Source organism: Amycolatopsis echigonensis, assembly GCF_014174495.1.
Taxonomy (GTDB): Bacteria; Actinomycetota; Actinomycetes; order Mycobacteriales; family Pseudonocardiaceae; genus Amycolatopsis; species Amycolatopsis echigonensis.
In genome coordinates, this window is sequence record NZ_JACJHR010000017.1 from 1 (window position 1) to 15,151 (window position 15,151).

Sequence of the window (15,151 nt, forward strand, 5' to 3'; positions counted from 1 at the left end):
CCCGCCGTAGTGGATCGAGCCCGAATCCGGCCGGACGATCCCGGCGAGACAGTGCAAGAGCGTCGATTTCCCCGACCCCGACGCGCCCATGATCGCGAGCACTTCCCCCGCCGAGACGGCCAGCGCCGCCCCGTCGAGCGCCCGCGTCTGGCCGAACGATTTGTGCAGCCCGCTGCCCGCGAGCAACGGAGTTCCCGGCCTGGTCATCAGCGCACCGCCTTCTCGAGTTCGCCGAGCCGGGCGGCGGTGAGCTCCAGCCACCGCAGATCCGCCTCGAGGTGGAAGAGCGCGTGGTCGCAGATCAGCTGATCGGCGAGGTCGCCCTCGTACTTCCGTTTCGTGAGCGAACGCATCACCTTGAGATGCTCGCCGCGCTGGACGTCGAGCACGTCGGTGGCGTCGCGCCCGGACAGCAGCGCGAGGACCACCTTCGTGTACAGCGTGTTCTGCAGATACGGCTCCGGGTTTTCCGGAGTGCTCAGCCACTTCTCGACGTCGGTGATCCCGGCGTCGGTGATCGTGTAGCGCTTCCGCTCCGGCCCTTCGCCGCTCTCGACCCCCGCGACCTCGACCATGCCGTTGCGCAGCAGACGCGACAGCGTCGAGTAGACCTGGCCGTACGCGAGCGGGCGGTCCTGCCCGAACTGCTCGTCGTACGCCCGTTTCAGGTCGTACCCGTGCCTCGGACCCGACTCGAGCAACCCGAGCAAGGTATGTGAAACCGACATTCCCCTGTTCCTCCCTTGACCCCGGAAACCCGGGGGTGAAGATCACTATACAGCAGAGGTATACGCGCCGTGTATACCTCTGCAGAATAGTGCGTTTTCGCAGTTCAGAGCGTTTTTTCGAGGCCATCGGTCCGCAATCACCTTCGCGCGGTGCGGCTCCCGGCCGTTGTCTCTCCTCGATCGGACTACTCCCAGGTTTCACGCCCGGCGGGATGAGGTATCGCTGCAGGCGACGCTATCCGCCAGAGGAGGAACCATGCACGCACAGCGCGGAGACTGGCTGGTCGTGAAGGGAAACCAGGTGGACGTGCCGGAGCACCGGGGCCGCATCGTGGCCGTGGGTTCGCCCGAGGGCGACCCTCCGTTCACCGTCCGCTGGGAGGGCGCGGACCACGAGTCGACGGTCTTCCCGGGCCCGGACGCGATCGTGCTGACCGACGCGGAGCTGGCCGCCCAGGACAAGCACGCCCAGGAACGGGTCGAGGGTCTGGGCGCGCTTCAGCACCATCTCCCGACTGACGCGTAACAGTCCGTGAGGGGAACCTTGGGGGACCCTGCTTCCCTCCGGATTCCCCTCACGGACCCGCCCGCCCGATCCGGTTCCCGATCCACCGCCCGATCTCGATCAGCACCACTCCCGCCGCCGCGCAGAGCACCGCGGTCAGCGTGTAGCCGGTGTTGCTCGGGTCCAGCTGGAAGATCTCCCGCGTCCACGGCAGCACGAACATCAGCGCCGAAACGACCGCCATCGTCGCGACCAGTGCGGCCTTCCACCAGGTGTACGGCCGCGCGACGACCGCGAGCACCCACAGCGCCAGCGCCATCAGCGTCATCAACGCCGTGGTGCTCGCCTGCACCTGCGCGGCCTCGGTGGTCGCGTTGCCGGGGTGGACCAGGATGTACGAGACGAACGACGCGGCCCCGATCACGACCCCGGCCGGGACCGCCATCCGCAGCACGCGGCCGACGAATCCGGGGCGGGCGCGGTCGTTGTTGGGGGCCAGCGACAGCACGAACGCGGGCAGGCCGATGGTGAACCAGCCGACGATCGTGACGTGCCTCGGCAGGAACGGGTACGGCATCGCGTCCAGGCCGATCAGCCCGGGCACGCCGACGATCAGCGCCAGCAGCACCGAGTACACGGTCTTGGTGAGGAACAGGTTCGCGACGCGTTCGATGTTGCCGATCACCCGGCGGCCCTCGCCGACGACGTGCGGCAGGGTCGCGAAAGCGTTGTCCAGCAAGACGATCTGCGCGACGGACCGGGTCGCCGGGCTGCCCGCGCCCATCGCGACGCCGACGTCGGAGTCCTTCAGGGCGAGCACGTCGTTGACACCGTCGCCGGTCATCGCGACCGTGTGCCCACCAGCTTGGAGCGCGGCGACCATCGCCCGCTTCTGCGCGGGCGTCGCCCGGCCGAACACGGCGGTGCTTTCCAGCTGGTCAGCCAGCTTGCCGGGGTCCTCCGACAGCGTCCGCGCGTCGACCGGGGCCTCGCCGCCGGGCAGGGCCAGCGCGCGGGCCACGCCGCCGACCGACACCGCGTTGTCGCCCGAAATCAGTTTCACCGCAACGCCTTGGGCGGCGAAATAGTCCAATGTCTCGCGGGCGTCGCCGCGGATCTTCTGTTCCAGCACGGCCAGCGCCACCGGCGTGACCTTGCCCGGTCCGTCGGGCGCGTCGACCGCGTTCGCCGCCCGGCCGAGCAGCAGCACCCGCAGGCCCTGCGCGCCGATCCGCTCCGCTTCCGCGCGTTCCTCCGATTCGGCGGGCAGCAGCACGTCCGGCGCGCCGAGCACCCAGTCGCCGTGCTCGCCGAACGCCGCGCCGCTCCACTTCCGCGCCGAGGAGAACGGCACCACGGCGGTCGGCGTCCAGTCCGGCGCGGCCGGGCAGCCCTCGGCGATCGCGGCCAGGCTGGCGTTCGGCCGCGGGTCGGCGGCGGCGAGCGCGGCCAGCACGGTCTCCGGAGTTTCCCCCGCTTCGTGCAGCCGCCGCAGCTCGGACAGCCGCATCGCGTTCTCGGTGAGCGTGCCGGTCTTGTCCGCGCAGACGACGTCCACGCGCGCCAGACCCTCGATCGCGGGCAGCTCGTTGACCAGGCACTGCCGACGGCCCAGCCGGATCACGCCGACCGCGAACGCGACCGACGTCAGCAGGATCAGGCCTTCGGGCACCATCGGGACGAGCGCCGCGACCATCCCGCGCAGCGCGGCGGGCAGCGCCTGCGACCCGGACAGCTGGTTGTAGATCGACAGCGCCCCGGCCGGGACGAGCAGGTAGGTGATGACCTTCAGGATCTTGTTGATGCCGTTCCGCAGCTCCGAATCGACCAGGGTGAACCGGCCCGCCTCCTCGGCCAGCTTCGCCGCGTAAGCCTCGGAGCCGACCTTCGTCGCCCGGTACGCGCCGTTCCCGGCCACCACGAAGCTGCCGGACATGATCGGGTCGCCCGCGTGCTTCACCACCGGGTCCGACTCGCCGGTGAGCAGCGATTCGTCGACCTCGAGCGCGTCCGCGGCCAGCACCTCGCCGTCGACCACCACCTGGTCGCCCGCGCCGATCTCGATCACGTCGTCGGCCACGACCTCTTCCGGCGCCAGCTCGCCGCTGGTCCCGTCGCGGCGCACACGCGGCCGCACCTGCCCGACGATGGCGAGCCGGTCCAGCGTCCGCTTGGCGCGCAGCTCCTGCACGATGCCGACGACGCTGTTCGCCACGATCACCCCGGCGAACAGCCCGTCCAGCAGGTAGCCGGTGGAGAAGATGATGACCGCGAGCACCGCGAAGATCGCGTTGATCCGCGTGAAGACATTCGCCCGGACGATCTCCCACGCGCTGCGGCTGGTGCGCGAGGGCACGTCGTTCGTCCGTCCCGCGGCGACCCGCTCGGCCACCTCGGCCGCGGTGAGCCCGCGCGTGCTGTCCTGCGTGAGCAGGCCGTCGTCCCCTGGCATGGCCTCGACCTTACGCAGTTTCCGGGCAAATCCGTCACGTCCTCGCCCCCGACGGGTCCGCCCGTTCGGGTGACTCGGCGCGGGCCACCGGCCAAGACAGGACGCGCGGCCTCCGGCGGACGGTTCAGCTCAGCCACTGCTTAGGCGGCGGGTACACATAACGCGCGATCGTCGTGCTCACCCAGCCGATGCAGAAGCCGCCGAACACCGGCAGCACGATCGCCACCTCGTGTCCGCCGCGGAACAGGCCGACGAACAGCAAGACCAGCGCCCACGCGACGAGCAGCCCGGCGCTGTAGGTCCAGTAGTTGCGGTACCCGCGCATGGCAACCTCCCAAGTCTTCTCTTCCCGAGTGTTCCTGGCGCAGATCTCGATTGCATGCCCAAGGACGGATAAGGCATTCGACCGCACAAAACGGTCTTTCGCGTCCTTTCGACGGGAAACCGAAAGCGCCGGAACGCAGCTATGCTCAATTCCGTGGCGCCGAACAAAACTGTGCTTCCGCACGGCAGCCGCCGGGCGGGCCTGCTGCTCGCGGTGCTCCTCGGCGTCGCAGGCTGCTCGTCCGCGCCGACGCCTCCGCCCCGGCTGTCGCCGCCGCTGCCCGACGCCCCGCTCGACCTCACGCAGTTCACGACCAAACCCTGCGACCTGATGACCCACGACCAACTGGTCACGTTCTTCGTCAGCAGCCCGGGAACGACCGCGACGGCCGGCGGCAAGACCGCCTGCACCTGGATTCCCCGCGACACGAAGGCGTTGAGCTACGTCGCCTCCGTCGACACGACCTCAGGCGGGCTGGAAGCCCTCTACCATCACCGAGCCGCTGTTCCCGGCTTCGCCCCGGTCTCCGTCCACCACTACCCCGGCATCCACCGGGACAACGGGGACGGCCACTGCACCGTCGAAACCGGCGTCGCCAACGACACGCTTCTCAGCGTGACCGTGACCGCGACCGACCCCAAGCTGGACGCCTACAGCGATCCCTGTTACGAGGCCGACCGGTTCGCCGGAAGCATGATCGCCTATCAGGCCAACCGGGCGCCCTGACCGGTCAAATCAGTACGCAATCCCCGCATTTCGGACCGTTCCGATCCGGTGCCGCCCGATAAAACAAACAACAGCTGCGGCGACGGAACCGTCCATTCTCCCGGGTGCCGGTACCGGCGAGCTCCGGCAATTCCTCCAGCGCGGCAACAATTCGGGCGATCCGGTCAGTCCACTCCGGACGCTCGGAACGCAGTACCGTCACCGCCCCGTTCAGCGCCGACGCCACGTTCCCCCGCCGGACATTCCGCGCTAGCGAGAACCGTGCCATCGCGTCGTCCAACCGCGCCACCGGCCCGCGCAGCACCCGCGCAGCGAACGCACTGACCACATCGGACTCAACCGGCGGATTTTCCTCAAGGGACAACGGAAACGCGCCGCCCAGCTTCGGCTGCCACCAAGCCGTCGAGTAGTCCGGAACCGCGCCCGCGCCGACCGCGAGCCCCAACGCGGGCGAGATGATCCGCGCCGCCAGTCCGAGATGCGCGATCGACGCCGCGACCCGCGGTTCCACGAAATCGCCGCCGAGCACGGCCCGGTTCTGCGCGACTCGCTCGCGCAGCACCGGGCCGTCGTCGAGGACTTCGGAAAGCGGACGCCACGGCTCGGCCGGTTCGCCCGCCGGATGCGTGTCCACGGCGAAGAACGGGCCCAGTCCGGTCAGCGGGTTCACGCCTCGACGGTAGCCGCGCGCCCGCGGTCCAGCACACGTTCGGCGAGCGGGCCGAACACGAGCCCGATGGTCGTCCACAGGATGACCTGAGCCACCACCGAGCAGAGCCGGAATCCCGCGAGCGTGTCGGCCGGGAATCCGGGGTACACGATCCGGCCGCCGGGGCCCTTGAGCGGCAGCGGGGTCTCGCTGGCCTGCGGACCGTACTCGGCGACATTGGAGGCCAGCGAACCCAGCGACGGCAGCAGTGCCATCAGCAGCGCGGACAGCACGACGAACCCGGCGCCCGCGACGAGCGTCGCGTTCCAGTTGCCCAGCCGCGGGGCGAGCCGCTTGCCCGCGACGACGGCCGCGACCAGGAAAATCACCGACGCGACCACCATCGTCAGGTACAGCCCGGTGCGCGCGCCGATCGTGGCCTCGTGCCCGATGGCCGGCGGGTTGGCCGGGTATTTCAGGAACGGCACGAGGTACAGCGCCAGGAATCCGGCCCCGGCCACGAGCACCGCCAGCACCCGCGCGCGGATCCGGCCGACGCGGCCCAGCAGCACGGTGTAGGTCACCGCGAACAGCAGGCCCATCGCGACCCCGAAGAGCACCATGCCGAGCCCGATGCCCAGGTTGCCTTGCACGGCACGGCTGAAAACCTCGTGGTCCCCGTGCTCGGTCGGCAGGCCGGCGGCCTGGTCGAGCGCCATCTGCGCCTCGTCGCGGCCGGATTCGTAGTCGATCGCCGCCTGGGTCAGCGGTTCGGCGAAGATCCGGGCGAAGACGAACGCCAGCACTCCGCCCAGCGCTCCGGCGAGGAGGCCGCGCAGAATCAGCTTGTTCTGCATTGTTCGGTTGTCCGTTCCGGGCGCGTCAGTGGCAGGGGAAGCCGAGGAAGTGCCGCGCGTCGTGGACGAACTCGTGCACGTGGGTGTCGCTGCCGAAGATCGAAACCGCGCCCTGGTCGACGCCGATGAAGTAGTACAGCAGCAGCGCGCCGACGACGGTCGCGCCGAGCAGCAAAGCGGCTTTCGACACGGGCAAGACGACGGGGGTGGACCGGTCGGCCGGAATGGTGGCCATGGCTCTCCTTCGGGATGACGCGTCCCTTGCGGGTGGACCTGACGACGGCTCCTCGACCTGACTCGCCCCGGGAGGGGCTCACAGTGGCGCGACCGTGCCGGAATCTCACCGGCTTCGGGAAGCCGTCGCGCGAGCAGCACGGTACGGCGGTGTCCGGCCGGTCGTCAATCGCCCAAGGGTCCGGGCTGTCCGTTATCTCCTGGTTTGCGCGGCCGGTGTGCCCGGGGTCGCACCGAACGGAGCAAGCACGCTCACGCGGGGTCGCGGTAGAAGGCCAGGTGCTCCGGGCAGAGGTAGAGCGTGAGGCCTTCCGGCGTGTCGTAGCGGGACAGGCCGCCCCATTCCTCGTCCGGGTCGAGTTTGCCGAGCATCGCCTTCAGCGCGCGGAAGTCGGCGTCGGTCTTCGCGTGCGACTCCGGGAGGTCCTCCTCCTGCCGGTCCGCACCCGGCAGGAGGCGCTCGCGGTGCAGTTCCTTCGGCAGCTGGGCGGCCAGCTCCTTCATCAGGTCGCAGTCGGATTTCAGCTGCTCGTTCAGCACGCCCGCGGCCACCCCGAGCACCGGTCCGGCCAGCGGCGCGGCGTGTTTCATGACCCGGATGAGGTGCTCCAGGTGCGGCCCGAGCTTGACGAACCATTCCCGCGGCTGCGACACCGAGTACACGCCCTTGTCGCCGTCCAGCCGATGCCAGGCGCCGGGCTCCTCGCAGTAGAGGTGGATCTCGTAGGGCGAGCCGGTGATCCGCCGCCGCCCTGCCGGGACGACCGCGAACACGCTGGGGCAGCGCGCTTCCTGCTGGTGCTGCACGAGCCGTTGCAGGCGCAGGAACATCCGCTGGTGGTAGTCGCTCTGCTCCTCCAGCCGCTCGCCGAACTGCTCCACGGTGCGGGTCAGCCGCTCCATGGACGCGCGCGTCGAGTCCCGCTCGGCCGGGGCGAGGCCGAACAGCAGCTCCGGCACCGAAACCTGCTCGCCGGAGCGGTGGCATTCGATCTCGTGCTTGGGCGGCGTGCGTTCCAGCCGGGCGCGGAGGTTCTCGTAGTCGAACAGCTCCGGGCAGTCCGGTTCGCACCGGCACGGCACGCGGCGCGTGATGTCCAGGCCGGGGAACCGTTCCAGGGTCAGGTTGAGCCCCTCGTCGAGCACCATGAAGAACCCGACCGGCGACGGCCCGCGCACGGTCAGCTCGACGGTGTTGTGCTGGCGGTCCGCACTGACCAGCGCGAGGTGGCGGCCGTCGCGGTGGCCGAGCAGCGCACCAGTGCGCCAGTGCACGTTGCGGCTGAACCGGTGCGACCGCGCGATGAACCACGTCGGGATGCCCGGCGGCATGGTGTTGAGCTGGTAGATCACCTTGATCTGCTGGGCGTTCTCCCGCGCGGCCGCCCACTGCCCCGCGTACTCGGGCGGATTCCACTGCAGCCGCTCGACGACCAGGCTCAGATCTCCCCCGCCGTTCGACTCGACGCGGTAGGACAGGTCGTACTTGTCCATCATGCCGAGGAAATGGTCGCGGATCCCCTTGTCGAGGTCGTACCACAGCGCGGCGAGGTGTTCCCGGGTGAGCAGCCCGTGCCGTTCGGCGACCTCGTCGCTGTCCAGGACGCGGCTGATGTAGTCGTTGACCCAGGAAGGCCGCAGCACGACCGTTTCCTGGAGGTCGGGATCGTCCGGGTAGTACAGGATGTCGCCGAGTTCGTGCAGCGCCCGGGCGATGAACCGGCTCGGCTCCGCGCCGGTGACGCCCGCTTCGGCCATGCTCCGCCACATCCGGCCGACCGTGATGTGGTTCTCCTGGGTCTGCCGCACCGCGTCCGCGGCGGCCAGCCAGGACGTAGGCCATTCCGAACCCATGAGCGGCAGTTCCGCCGCGTGCCGCGCGAGAAGATCGCGCAGTTCCCCGACGCCGTCCCGCGTCGCGTTGTCCACGTGCACGCTCGCGACGATTCTCGGGTATTTCGCCCGCAATTCGGCGAGCGGCAGATCGACCGGACGGCCGTGAATGTGCGTGGCCACGAGAACGATCGGCGATTCCGGCGCGCGGGCGGTGATGATGTCGAGCCAGTAATGCAGTTTTCCCTGTTCCCACCCCAGCCGTGAATTCCACAGCAGGACGAACAGGGAACGGTTGGTGAGGAAGAACTGATGGGTGGCGTGGTAGATCTGCTGGCCGCCGAAATCCCAGGTGGACATCCGCATCCGGACATCTCGTTCCGGGTGGTCGAGTTCGAGATCCCGCACGAGCAGGCCGTGTGTGGAGGGTTCGTCCGGATCGTGCTCGTCCTCGGCGAGAGCGCGGACGAGGGAAGTTTTGCCCACGCCGCCTTCGCCTACGACGAGGAGTTTGGACACCCATTGCGCGGTGCTGCCGCGTTCGCGCTCGCGGAGGAATTCGAGAACGGACTCGGACCCACTGGCGGTGATTTCCGGAGGCGGGCTGATGAAGGGGTTACCGGAGACGCTGAGGGTGGTGAGCTTAGGCAAGTGCGCGAGAGCGGCGGGCAGACTGCGGAGGCGATTGTCGGAGAGGAGAAGGGTGGTGAGGCGGTCCAGGCGGGAGAAGTTTTCGGGGAGCGAGACGAGCTGGTTGCCCCGCAAGTCCAGATTCCGGAGGCTGCCGAGTTCCCCGAAGGATTCGGGCAGCTCGGCAAGGGCGTTCTCGGCCAGGAAAAGCCTGGTCAGGCCCGCGAGCTTGCCGAGGCGTGCGGGCAAGCTCGACAGCTGGTTCACCGACAGGTCGAGGTTGTCGAGATTCACCAGGTCCGCCAAGCTTTCCGGCAGATCCGTGAGGTAGTTCCGGCTCGCGTCGAGCCAGTGGAGACAGACCAGGTCGCCGATGTTTTCCGGCAGCGAGGCGAGGTTGTTGCCGCTCAAGGAGAGACTGACCAAGCAAGGCAAGCTAGCCAGCCACTCGGGGACCGCGGCGAGCTCGTTGTTGGTGAGGAAAAGCCGCCTCAGCGCTCGGAGCCTCGCGACAGTGTCCGGCAGTTCGCCGAGCGAACACCGATTCAGGAACAGAGTCTCCAGCCGGCTCAGCTCGCCGAAGTCGAAGGAGGTCAGGTCGAGCGCGTTCCCCGCGGCGGAAAGGAAGCGCAGACCGCCGAAGCCGGCCAGCCAAGCAGGCAGTTCGACGGTCCCCGTGTCGTCCAAGGCCAGCATCGTGAGATCCACCAGCTCCCGCACCGGGTCCGGCAGGCCGTTCAGCGGATTCCCGCTGATCCACAGCTGGGTCAACCCCTGGCACGAACCCAGCCACCGCGGCAGCTCGCTGAACCGGTTGTTCCGCACCGACAGTGCCGACAGGTGTTTCAGTTCCGCCAATTCCGCGGGGAGTGCGGTCAGCTTGTTGTCGTCCAAGGTCACGTCGGCCAGAGCGGTCAGCTCCGGAAACCAGCCGGGCAGTTCGCGGAGCTGGTTGCCGCTCGCGTTGAGTCTTTCGAGGTGGCTCAGGCCGCGGATCCAGGCAGGCAGCGCGCCGAGCCCACAGCCCACAAGGTCGAGCCCCCGCAACGCGGCGAAGTCGCCGAGCCACTCGGGAACTCCGCTGAACTGGTTGCTCCCCAGGGACAGCTCGCGAAGGTCGGTGAACTCCCGAAGCCAGTCCGGCACTTCCGCGAGCTGGTTGCCGCGGAAAGAGAGAACGCGAAGGCGGGTGAGCGGAGCGAGCTGGGCGGGCAGCTCGGCCAGCCGGTTGTTGTCCAGCCGCAGCTCGACCAAGCCGGTCAGCCGGTCGAAAGAGCCGGGCAGGCCGGACAACCGGTTCGAGGAGGCGTTGAGCAGGTGCAAGGACGTGAGCTCGCCGAGCCACTCCGGCAGGGTTTCCAGCCCGCAGCCGGCGACCCGCAGTTCGGTCAGCTCAGTGCATTCCCGCAGCCACGACGGCACCTCGGACAGAGGCAAGAAGTCCAGGTCCACCCTGGTGAGCTGAGCGAGATCGCCCAGCCAGTCCGGCAGCTCCGCGAGCCGAGTGCCGGACAGCCGGAGCCACTGCAGGTTTTCCGGCCGGACGACCCCGGCAGGCAGCTCGCGCAGAGGGTTGTCGTTCAACGACAGGCTTTCGAGGCCGTCGAGAGCGCTCAGAAACTTCGGCAGTCCGGTCAAGCCGCATCCGCCGGCGCCGAGCGAGCGCAACTCCCTCAAGTCGCCGAGCCAGTCCGGCAGGCCGCGCAACAGGTTGTCGTCCACGTCCAGACGACGAAGCTTTCTCAGGCGACGCATCGACTCCGGCAGCTCCGTCAGCTGGTTGCCGTCGAGCCACAAGGTTTCCAGCTCGGTCAGGTCGCCGAGCCACTCCGGGAGCGCGGTGAGCAGGTTCCGGTCGAGGTGCAGGACGGTCAAGCCGGTGCAGTCGCGGACCCATCCGGGCACCTCGGCCAGTCCGCAGTCGCCGGCCGTCAGCTCGGACAGGCCGGTCAGGGTCGCCAAATGCCCAGGCAGCCCGGTGAACGAGTTCGAGGAGAGCCGCAGTTTTCGGAGGCCGGACGGCAGCTCGGGCAGGTCCCGCAGCCGGTTGTGCGCGACGTCCAGCAGGGTCAGGTGCTCGAGGCCGCCGATCCAGTCCGGCAGGTCGGCGAGCCGGTTGCCGTCCAGGTCGAGTTCCTCGAGACGGTCCAGCCCGGCGATCCACTCCGGGACCTCCGTCAGGCGCAGGCGCGCCAGGCCGAGCTTCGTCAGCCCGGTCATCCCGCCCAGCCAGTCCGGCAGGCCGGTCAAGGGGTTGTCGTGCAGGTGCAGTTCGACGAAGTCCAGGCCGCGCAGGCACTGCGGCACCTCGGTCAGCAAGTTGTCGTAGAGGAACAGCTTCGCCAGTCTGGGGATCTCCCCGAGCCAGTCCGGGAGGGCTGTCAGCCGGTTGCCGTCCAGGTCGAGCCGGACCAGGTTCGGCAGGCCACGCACCCACTCCGGGACCTCCGTCAACCGGCAGGCGGCCACGTCCAACGTCTCCAGACTGGCCATCCCGCCGAGCCAGTCCGGTACTCCCGCCAGGCGGTTGCGGTCGAGGAACAGCTCGGTCAGCCGCAGCCCGGCGAGGGATCGAGGCAGCGCGGCGATCCGGTTCCGGTCCACCGACAGACTGCGGAGGCTAGCCAGCTCGCCGATCCATTCCGGCAGGTTCGCCAGCCTGTTCTTGCTGACGCTCAGCTCCCGCAGCGGCAAGCCCGCCAGCCATTCCGGCAGCTCCCGCAGGAAGTTCTCGTCCAGCACCAGCTTCTCGAGACCGCCGATCTCCGCCACCCGCGGCGGGACCTCCGTCAGGTGCAGGCCCTGCAGATCCAGCGTCGTCTCTCCGGCGGCGAGCACGGCGTCGATGCGGCGATTCGCTTCCTCGGTCCCCATGCGGCCAAGTCAATCAGGTTCGCGCGCGAAGCGTTGCGCGTCCGGCGGGAAAGCTATACCGTTCCTGAACTAGAACAGGTTACAGTTTCGGCGGTGCGCGGGACGAGGAGCGGACATGGCAGCCAGGGTGGCCCGGAGCAACGAAGCCGACTACGTGGTCGTCGGGTCGGGCAGCTCGGGGGCTGCCGTCGCGGGGCGGCTCGCGGAGTCCGGGGCCAGCGTGATCGTGCTCGAGGCGGGCAAGAGCGACAACCAGCTGCTGTTGCGCAAGCCGGGGCTCGTGGCCCCGTTGCACGCCGTGCCCCAGCTGAAGAAGATGAGCGACTGGGGGTTCTACTCAGTCCCGCAGAAACATGTTCTCGATCGGCGCATGCCGGTGCCGCGCGGGAAGGTGCTCGGCGGCTCCAGTTCGGTCAACGGGATGGTCTACGTCCGCGGCAACCGGGCGAATTTCGACTCCTGGGCGGCCGAGGGCAACACCGGCTGGGACGCCGACAGCGTCAACGCCGCGTACAAGCGCATGGAGGACTTCGAGGACGGCGAGAACGCGTTTCGCGGTGCCGGCGGGCCGATCAAGATCACCCGCAACAAGATCCCGCAGGAAGGCACGCTGCAGTTCCTCGACGCGACGGCCGACGCGATCGGCTGCGACATCATCGACGACTACAACGGCGAGTCGCAGGAAGGCGTCAGCCGGATGCAGCAGAACGCCGCCGACGGCCTGCGCTACAGCGCCTCGCGCGGTTACCTGCACCACTTGGCGCCCCGGACGCTCGAGATCCAGTCCCGCGTGTTCGTGCGAAAGGTGGTGATCGAGAACGGCCGCGCGACCGGCGTCGAGGTGACCGACGCCAACGGCACGCGCCGCACAGTCCGGGCGGGCAAGGAGGTCATCCTCTCCGCCGGGTTCGTCGGGTCGCCGCAGCTGCTGATGCTGTCCGGCATCGGGCACGCCGAGCACCTCAAGGAACACGGCATCGAGGTGCTCGCCGATCTGCCGGTCGGCGACAACCTGCACGACCACATGTTCCACGCGCTCACGTTCCAGGTGTCGTCGTGCAAGAACAAGGGCACCGCACCGTATTTCGCCCGCGGGATGGCGCGCGAACTGCTCAAGCCGGGTTCGACGTTCCTCGCGAACTCAGTGTTCGAGGCGCTCGCGTTCCTCAAAACGTCGCAGGCCTCGGAAGTGCCGGACCTGCAGCTGCACCTGCTGCCCTGGGCGTACGTGTCGCCGAACCAGGACGCGCCGATCCGCCATCCGGTCGACAAGCGGCCGGCGCTGACCGTGCTCACCACGCTGATCTACCCGAAGAGCCGCGGCACGATCCGGCTCGCCTCGGCCGATCCGACCGCCGCGCCGCTGATCGACCCCCAGTACCTCTCCGACCCGTCCGACCTCGAAGTGCTCGGCGAGGGGTCGGAGATGGTGCGGGAGATCTTCGCGTCGAAGGCGTTCAAGGGCTCGATCAACGAGGAGATCCACCCGGGCACGCACCTGCGCGGCCAGGAACTGCGCGACGCGATCCTCAACCGCGCGACGTCGGTGTACCACGGCGTCGGCACCTGCCGGATGGGCGTCGACGACCTGGCTGTCGTCGGGCCGGACCTCAAGGTGCGCGGCGTGGACGGGCTGCGGGTGTGCGACGCCTCGATCATGCCGTCGATCACCGGCGGCAACACCAACGCGCCCTGCATCATGATCGGCGAAATGGGCGCGCAGCTGGTTCTTTCCGGCAACTGACGGGAGCGGAAGACCATGACCCTCACCCCGGTCCGGCCCACCCGGCCGGCTTCGGCGACCGACGAATTCCTCCGCCAGCTCGTCGCGCGCGTGCCGGGTTCGGGCGGCGCGGTGTGGCCGCTCACCGAGGTCTACACCGGCGACGTCCTGGTGGACCTGCCGCAGTCGACGCCGTCGGACATCGAACAGGCGTTCGCCGCCGCTCGGGCCGCGCAGGCGAAATGGGCCGCGACGCCGCTCAAACAACGCCTCGCGGTGTTCCGTCGCGCGCATTCGCTTTTCCTCGACCGCGCGCGCACGGTCGCCGACCTGATCCAGGTCGAAAGCGGCAAAAATCGCCGGATGGCGATCGAGGAAACGTGCGATCCGCCGATGATCATGAGCCACTATCTGCGGCGGGCCCCGAAATTGCTGGCCGCGACCCGGCGCGGCGGACCGGTGCCGCTCGTGTCGTCGTCGACCGAGATCCGGGTTCCCAAGGGCGTGGTCGGGATCATCGCGCCGTGGAATTTCCCGTTCGCCACCGGGGTTTCCGACGCCATTCCGGCGTTGATGGCGGGCAATGCGGTGGTGTTGAAGCCGGACAACAAAACCGCGTTGTCACCGCTGTACGGCGTGCGGCTGCTCGAAGAAGCCGGGTTGCCGAAGGGCCTGTTCCAGGTCGTGTGCGGCGAGGGCCCGGACGTCGGCCCGACGCTCATCGACCAGGCCAACTACGTGATGTTCACCGGCTCGACCGCCACCGGGAAGGTGATCGGCGAGCGAGCGGGCCGGAACCTGATCGGCTGCTGTCTCGAACTCGGCGGCAAGAACCCGATGATCGTGCTCCCGGACGCCGATTTCGCCGACGTGGTTCCGGGCGCGGTGTTCGGCGCGTTCGGCAACACCGGGCAGATCTGCATGCACATCGAGCGGATCTACCTGCCGGAGTCGCGTTACGAGGAATTCAAGGAAGCCTTTGTGGCCAAGGCTTCCTCGCTGGATGTGCGGGCGGCTTACGATTTCGGTCCGGAAATGGGTTCGCTGGTTTCAGTGGACCACATGAACCGGGTCAAGTCCCATGTGGACGACGCGGTCGAGAAGGGCGCCACCGTCCTGTGCGGCGGGCGTCCCCGGCCGGACTTGGGGCCAGCGTTCTTCGAGCCGACCGTTCTGGAAGGCGTCACGAAAGACATGCTCTGCGGAGTCACGGAAACGTTCGGCCCGGTGGTGGCCTTGCACCGGTACCGGACGGTCGACGAGGCTGTCGAGCTGGCGAATGACACTGACTACGGGTTGAACGCTTCGGTGTGGGGCAAGGACCTCCGCGCGGCGTCCGCGGTGGCCGCCCGGCTGGAGACGGGCAACGTCAACGTGAACGACAGCCTGGCGACCGCGTACGCCGCCAAGGGAACTCCGTCCGGTGGCGTGAAAACCTCGGGAGTGGGCGCCCGGCACGGGGATCAGGGACTGCTGAAGTACACGGACGTGCAGAACCTGGCGGTGCTGAAGAAGCCGGTGATGAGCCCGCGACCGGGACAGAAGTACGAGAAGTACGTGGAAGGAATGCTGTCCGGACTGAAAATGATGCGTCGGCTCAGGATCCGGTAGCCGA

At 68.7% G+C, this 15,151-nt stretch carries 12 protein-coding genes and 1 riboswitch; of the genes, 4 read left to right on the plus strand and 8 right to left on the minus strand.

Features of this window, described 5'->3' with window-relative positions; all coding sequences use genetic code 11:
* A partial coding sequence (locus H5411_RS14165) for an ATP-binding cassette domain-containing protein (RefSeq protein ID WP_183124042.1) occupies window positions 1-207 on the minus strand: 207 nt, incomplete at its 3' end.
* Window positions 207-728 (minus strand): PadR family transcriptional regulator, encoded by a 522-nt coding sequence (locus tag H5411_RS14170; RefSeq protein ID WP_101439536.1) that lies wholly within the window; start codon window positions 726-728, stop codon window positions 207-209. The genes H5411_RS14170 and H5411_RS14165, both read right to left, overlap by 1 nt.
* A gap of 256 nt (window positions 729-984) precedes the next feature.
* Between H5411_RS14170 and H5411_RS14175 the strand changes: the two genes are divergently transcribed.
* Window positions 985-1,254 (plus strand): DUF1918 domain-containing protein, encoded by a 270-nt coding sequence (locus H5411_RS14175; RefSeq protein WP_183124043.1) that lies wholly within the window; start codon window positions 985-987, stop codon window positions 1,252-1,254.
* A 49-nt stretch (window positions 1,255-1,303) separates the two neighbouring features.
* On the opposite strand, the gene H5411_RS14180 is transcribed toward H5411_RS14175, so the two are convergent.
* Complete coding sequence (locus H5411_RS14180) at window positions 1,304-3,685, minus strand: HAD-IC family P-type ATPase (RefSeq protein ID WP_183124044.1); 2,382 nt, start codon at window positions 3,683-3,685, stop codon at window positions 1,304-1,306.
* Between the two features lie 124 nt (window positions 3,686-3,809).
* Window positions 3,810-4,010 carry a hypothetical protein gene (locus H5411_RS14185; protein WP_101439079.1) on the minus strand — a complete coding sequence of 67 codons (201 nt, stop codon included), beginning with the start codon at window positions 4,008-4,010 and terminating at the stop codon, window positions 3,810-3,812.
* A gap of 153 nt (window positions 4,011-4,163) precedes the next feature.
* Between H5411_RS14185 and H5411_RS14190 the strand changes: the two genes are divergently transcribed.
* Entirely contained in the window at window positions 4,164-4,736 is a 573-nt protein-coding gene (locus H5411_RS14190) for a DUF3558 domain-containing protein (protein WP_183124045.1), read from the plus strand.
* 4 nt (window positions 4,737-4,740) lie between these two features.
* On the opposite strand, the gene H5411_RS14195 is transcribed toward H5411_RS14190, so the two are convergent.
* From H5411_RS14195 to H5411_RS14210, 4 genes are all read right to left on the minus strand, one after another.
* Entirely contained in the window at window positions 4,741-5,406 is a 666-nt protein-coding gene (locus tag H5411_RS14195; RefSeq protein ID WP_312878241.1) for a (2Fe-2S)-binding protein, read from the minus strand.
* Window positions 5,403-6,242 carry a CbtA family protein gene (locus H5411_RS14200; RefSeq protein ID WP_183124047.1) on the minus strand — a complete coding sequence of 280 codons (840 nt, stop codon included), beginning with the start codon at window positions 6,240-6,242 and terminating at the stop codon, window positions 5,403-5,405. Before H5411_RS14200 ends, H5411_RS14195 begins: the two co-directional genes overlap by 4 nt.
* Before the next feature lie 25 nt (window positions 6,243-6,267).
* Entirely contained in the window at window positions 6,268-6,477 is a 210-nt protein-coding gene (locus H5411_RS14205) for a CbtB domain-containing protein (protein WP_043827060.1), read from the minus strand.
* A gap of 42 nt (window positions 6,478-6,519) precedes the next feature.
* Window positions 6,520-6,605, minus strand: a riboswitch (adenosylcobalamin (AdoCbl) riboswitch).
* 123 nt (window positions 6,606-6,728) lie between these two features.
* A complete protein-coding gene (locus H5411_RS14210) occupies window positions 6,729-11,813 on the minus strand; it encodes a leucine-rich repeat domain-containing protein (protein ID WP_101439075.1) in 5,085 nt (1,694 codons plus the stop codon).
* Window positions 11,814-11,928: 115 nt separating this feature from the next.
* Here H5411_RS14210 and H5411_RS14215 point away from each other — a divergent pair, with 115 nt between their 5' ends.
* Both H5411_RS14215 and H5411_RS14220 read left to right on the plus strand, forming a co-directional pair.
* Window positions 11,929-13,557, plus strand: a complete 1,629-nt coding sequence (locus H5411_RS14215; protein WP_101439074.1) for a GMC family oxidoreductase — start codon at window positions 11,929-11,931, stop codon at window positions 13,555-13,557.
* Between the two features lie 15 nt (window positions 13,558-13,572).
* Complete coding sequence (locus tag H5411_RS14220; RefSeq protein WP_101439073.1) at window positions 13,573-15,147, plus strand: succinic semialdehyde dehydrogenase; 1,575 nt, start codon at window positions 13,573-13,575, stop codon at window positions 15,145-15,147.
* Window positions 15,148-15,151: the final 4 nt, after the last annotated feature.

Coding starts and splice junctions, on each gene's coding strand:
- H5411_RS14170 (WP_101439536.1), bottom strand. CDS start 728: ATGTCGGTTTCACATACCTTGCTCGGGTTGCTCGAGTCGGGTCCGAGG.
- H5411_RS14175 (WP_183124043.1), top strand. CDS start 985: ATGCACGCACAGCGCGGAGACTGGCTGGTCGTGAAGGGAAACCAGGTG.
- H5411_RS14180 (WP_183124044.1), bottom strand. CDS start 3,685: ATGCCAGGGGACGACGGCCTGCTCACGCAGGACAGCACGCGCGGGCTC.
- H5411_RS14185 (WP_101439079.1), bottom strand. CDS start 4,010: ATGCGCGGGTACCGCAACTACTGGACCTACAGCGCCGGGCTGCTCGTC.
- H5411_RS14200 (WP_183124047.1), bottom strand. CDS start 6,242: ATGCAGAACAAGCTGATTCTGCGCGGCCTCCTCGCCGGAGCGCTGGGC.
- H5411_RS14205 (WP_043827060.1), bottom strand. CDS start 6,477: ATGGCCACCATTCCGGCCGACCGGTCCACCCCCGTCGTCTTGCCCGTG.
- H5411_RS14210 (WP_101439075.1), bottom strand. CDS start 11,813: ATGGGGACCGAGGAAGCGAATCGCCGCATCGACGCCGTGCTCGCCGCC.
- H5411_RS14215 (WP_101439074.1), top strand. CDS start 11,929: ATGGCAGCCAGGGTGGCCCGGAGCAACGAAGCCGACTACGTGGTCGTC.
- H5411_RS14220 (WP_101439073.1), top strand. CDS start 13,573: ATGACCCTCACCCCGGTCCGGCCCACCCGGCCGGCTTCGGCGACCGAC.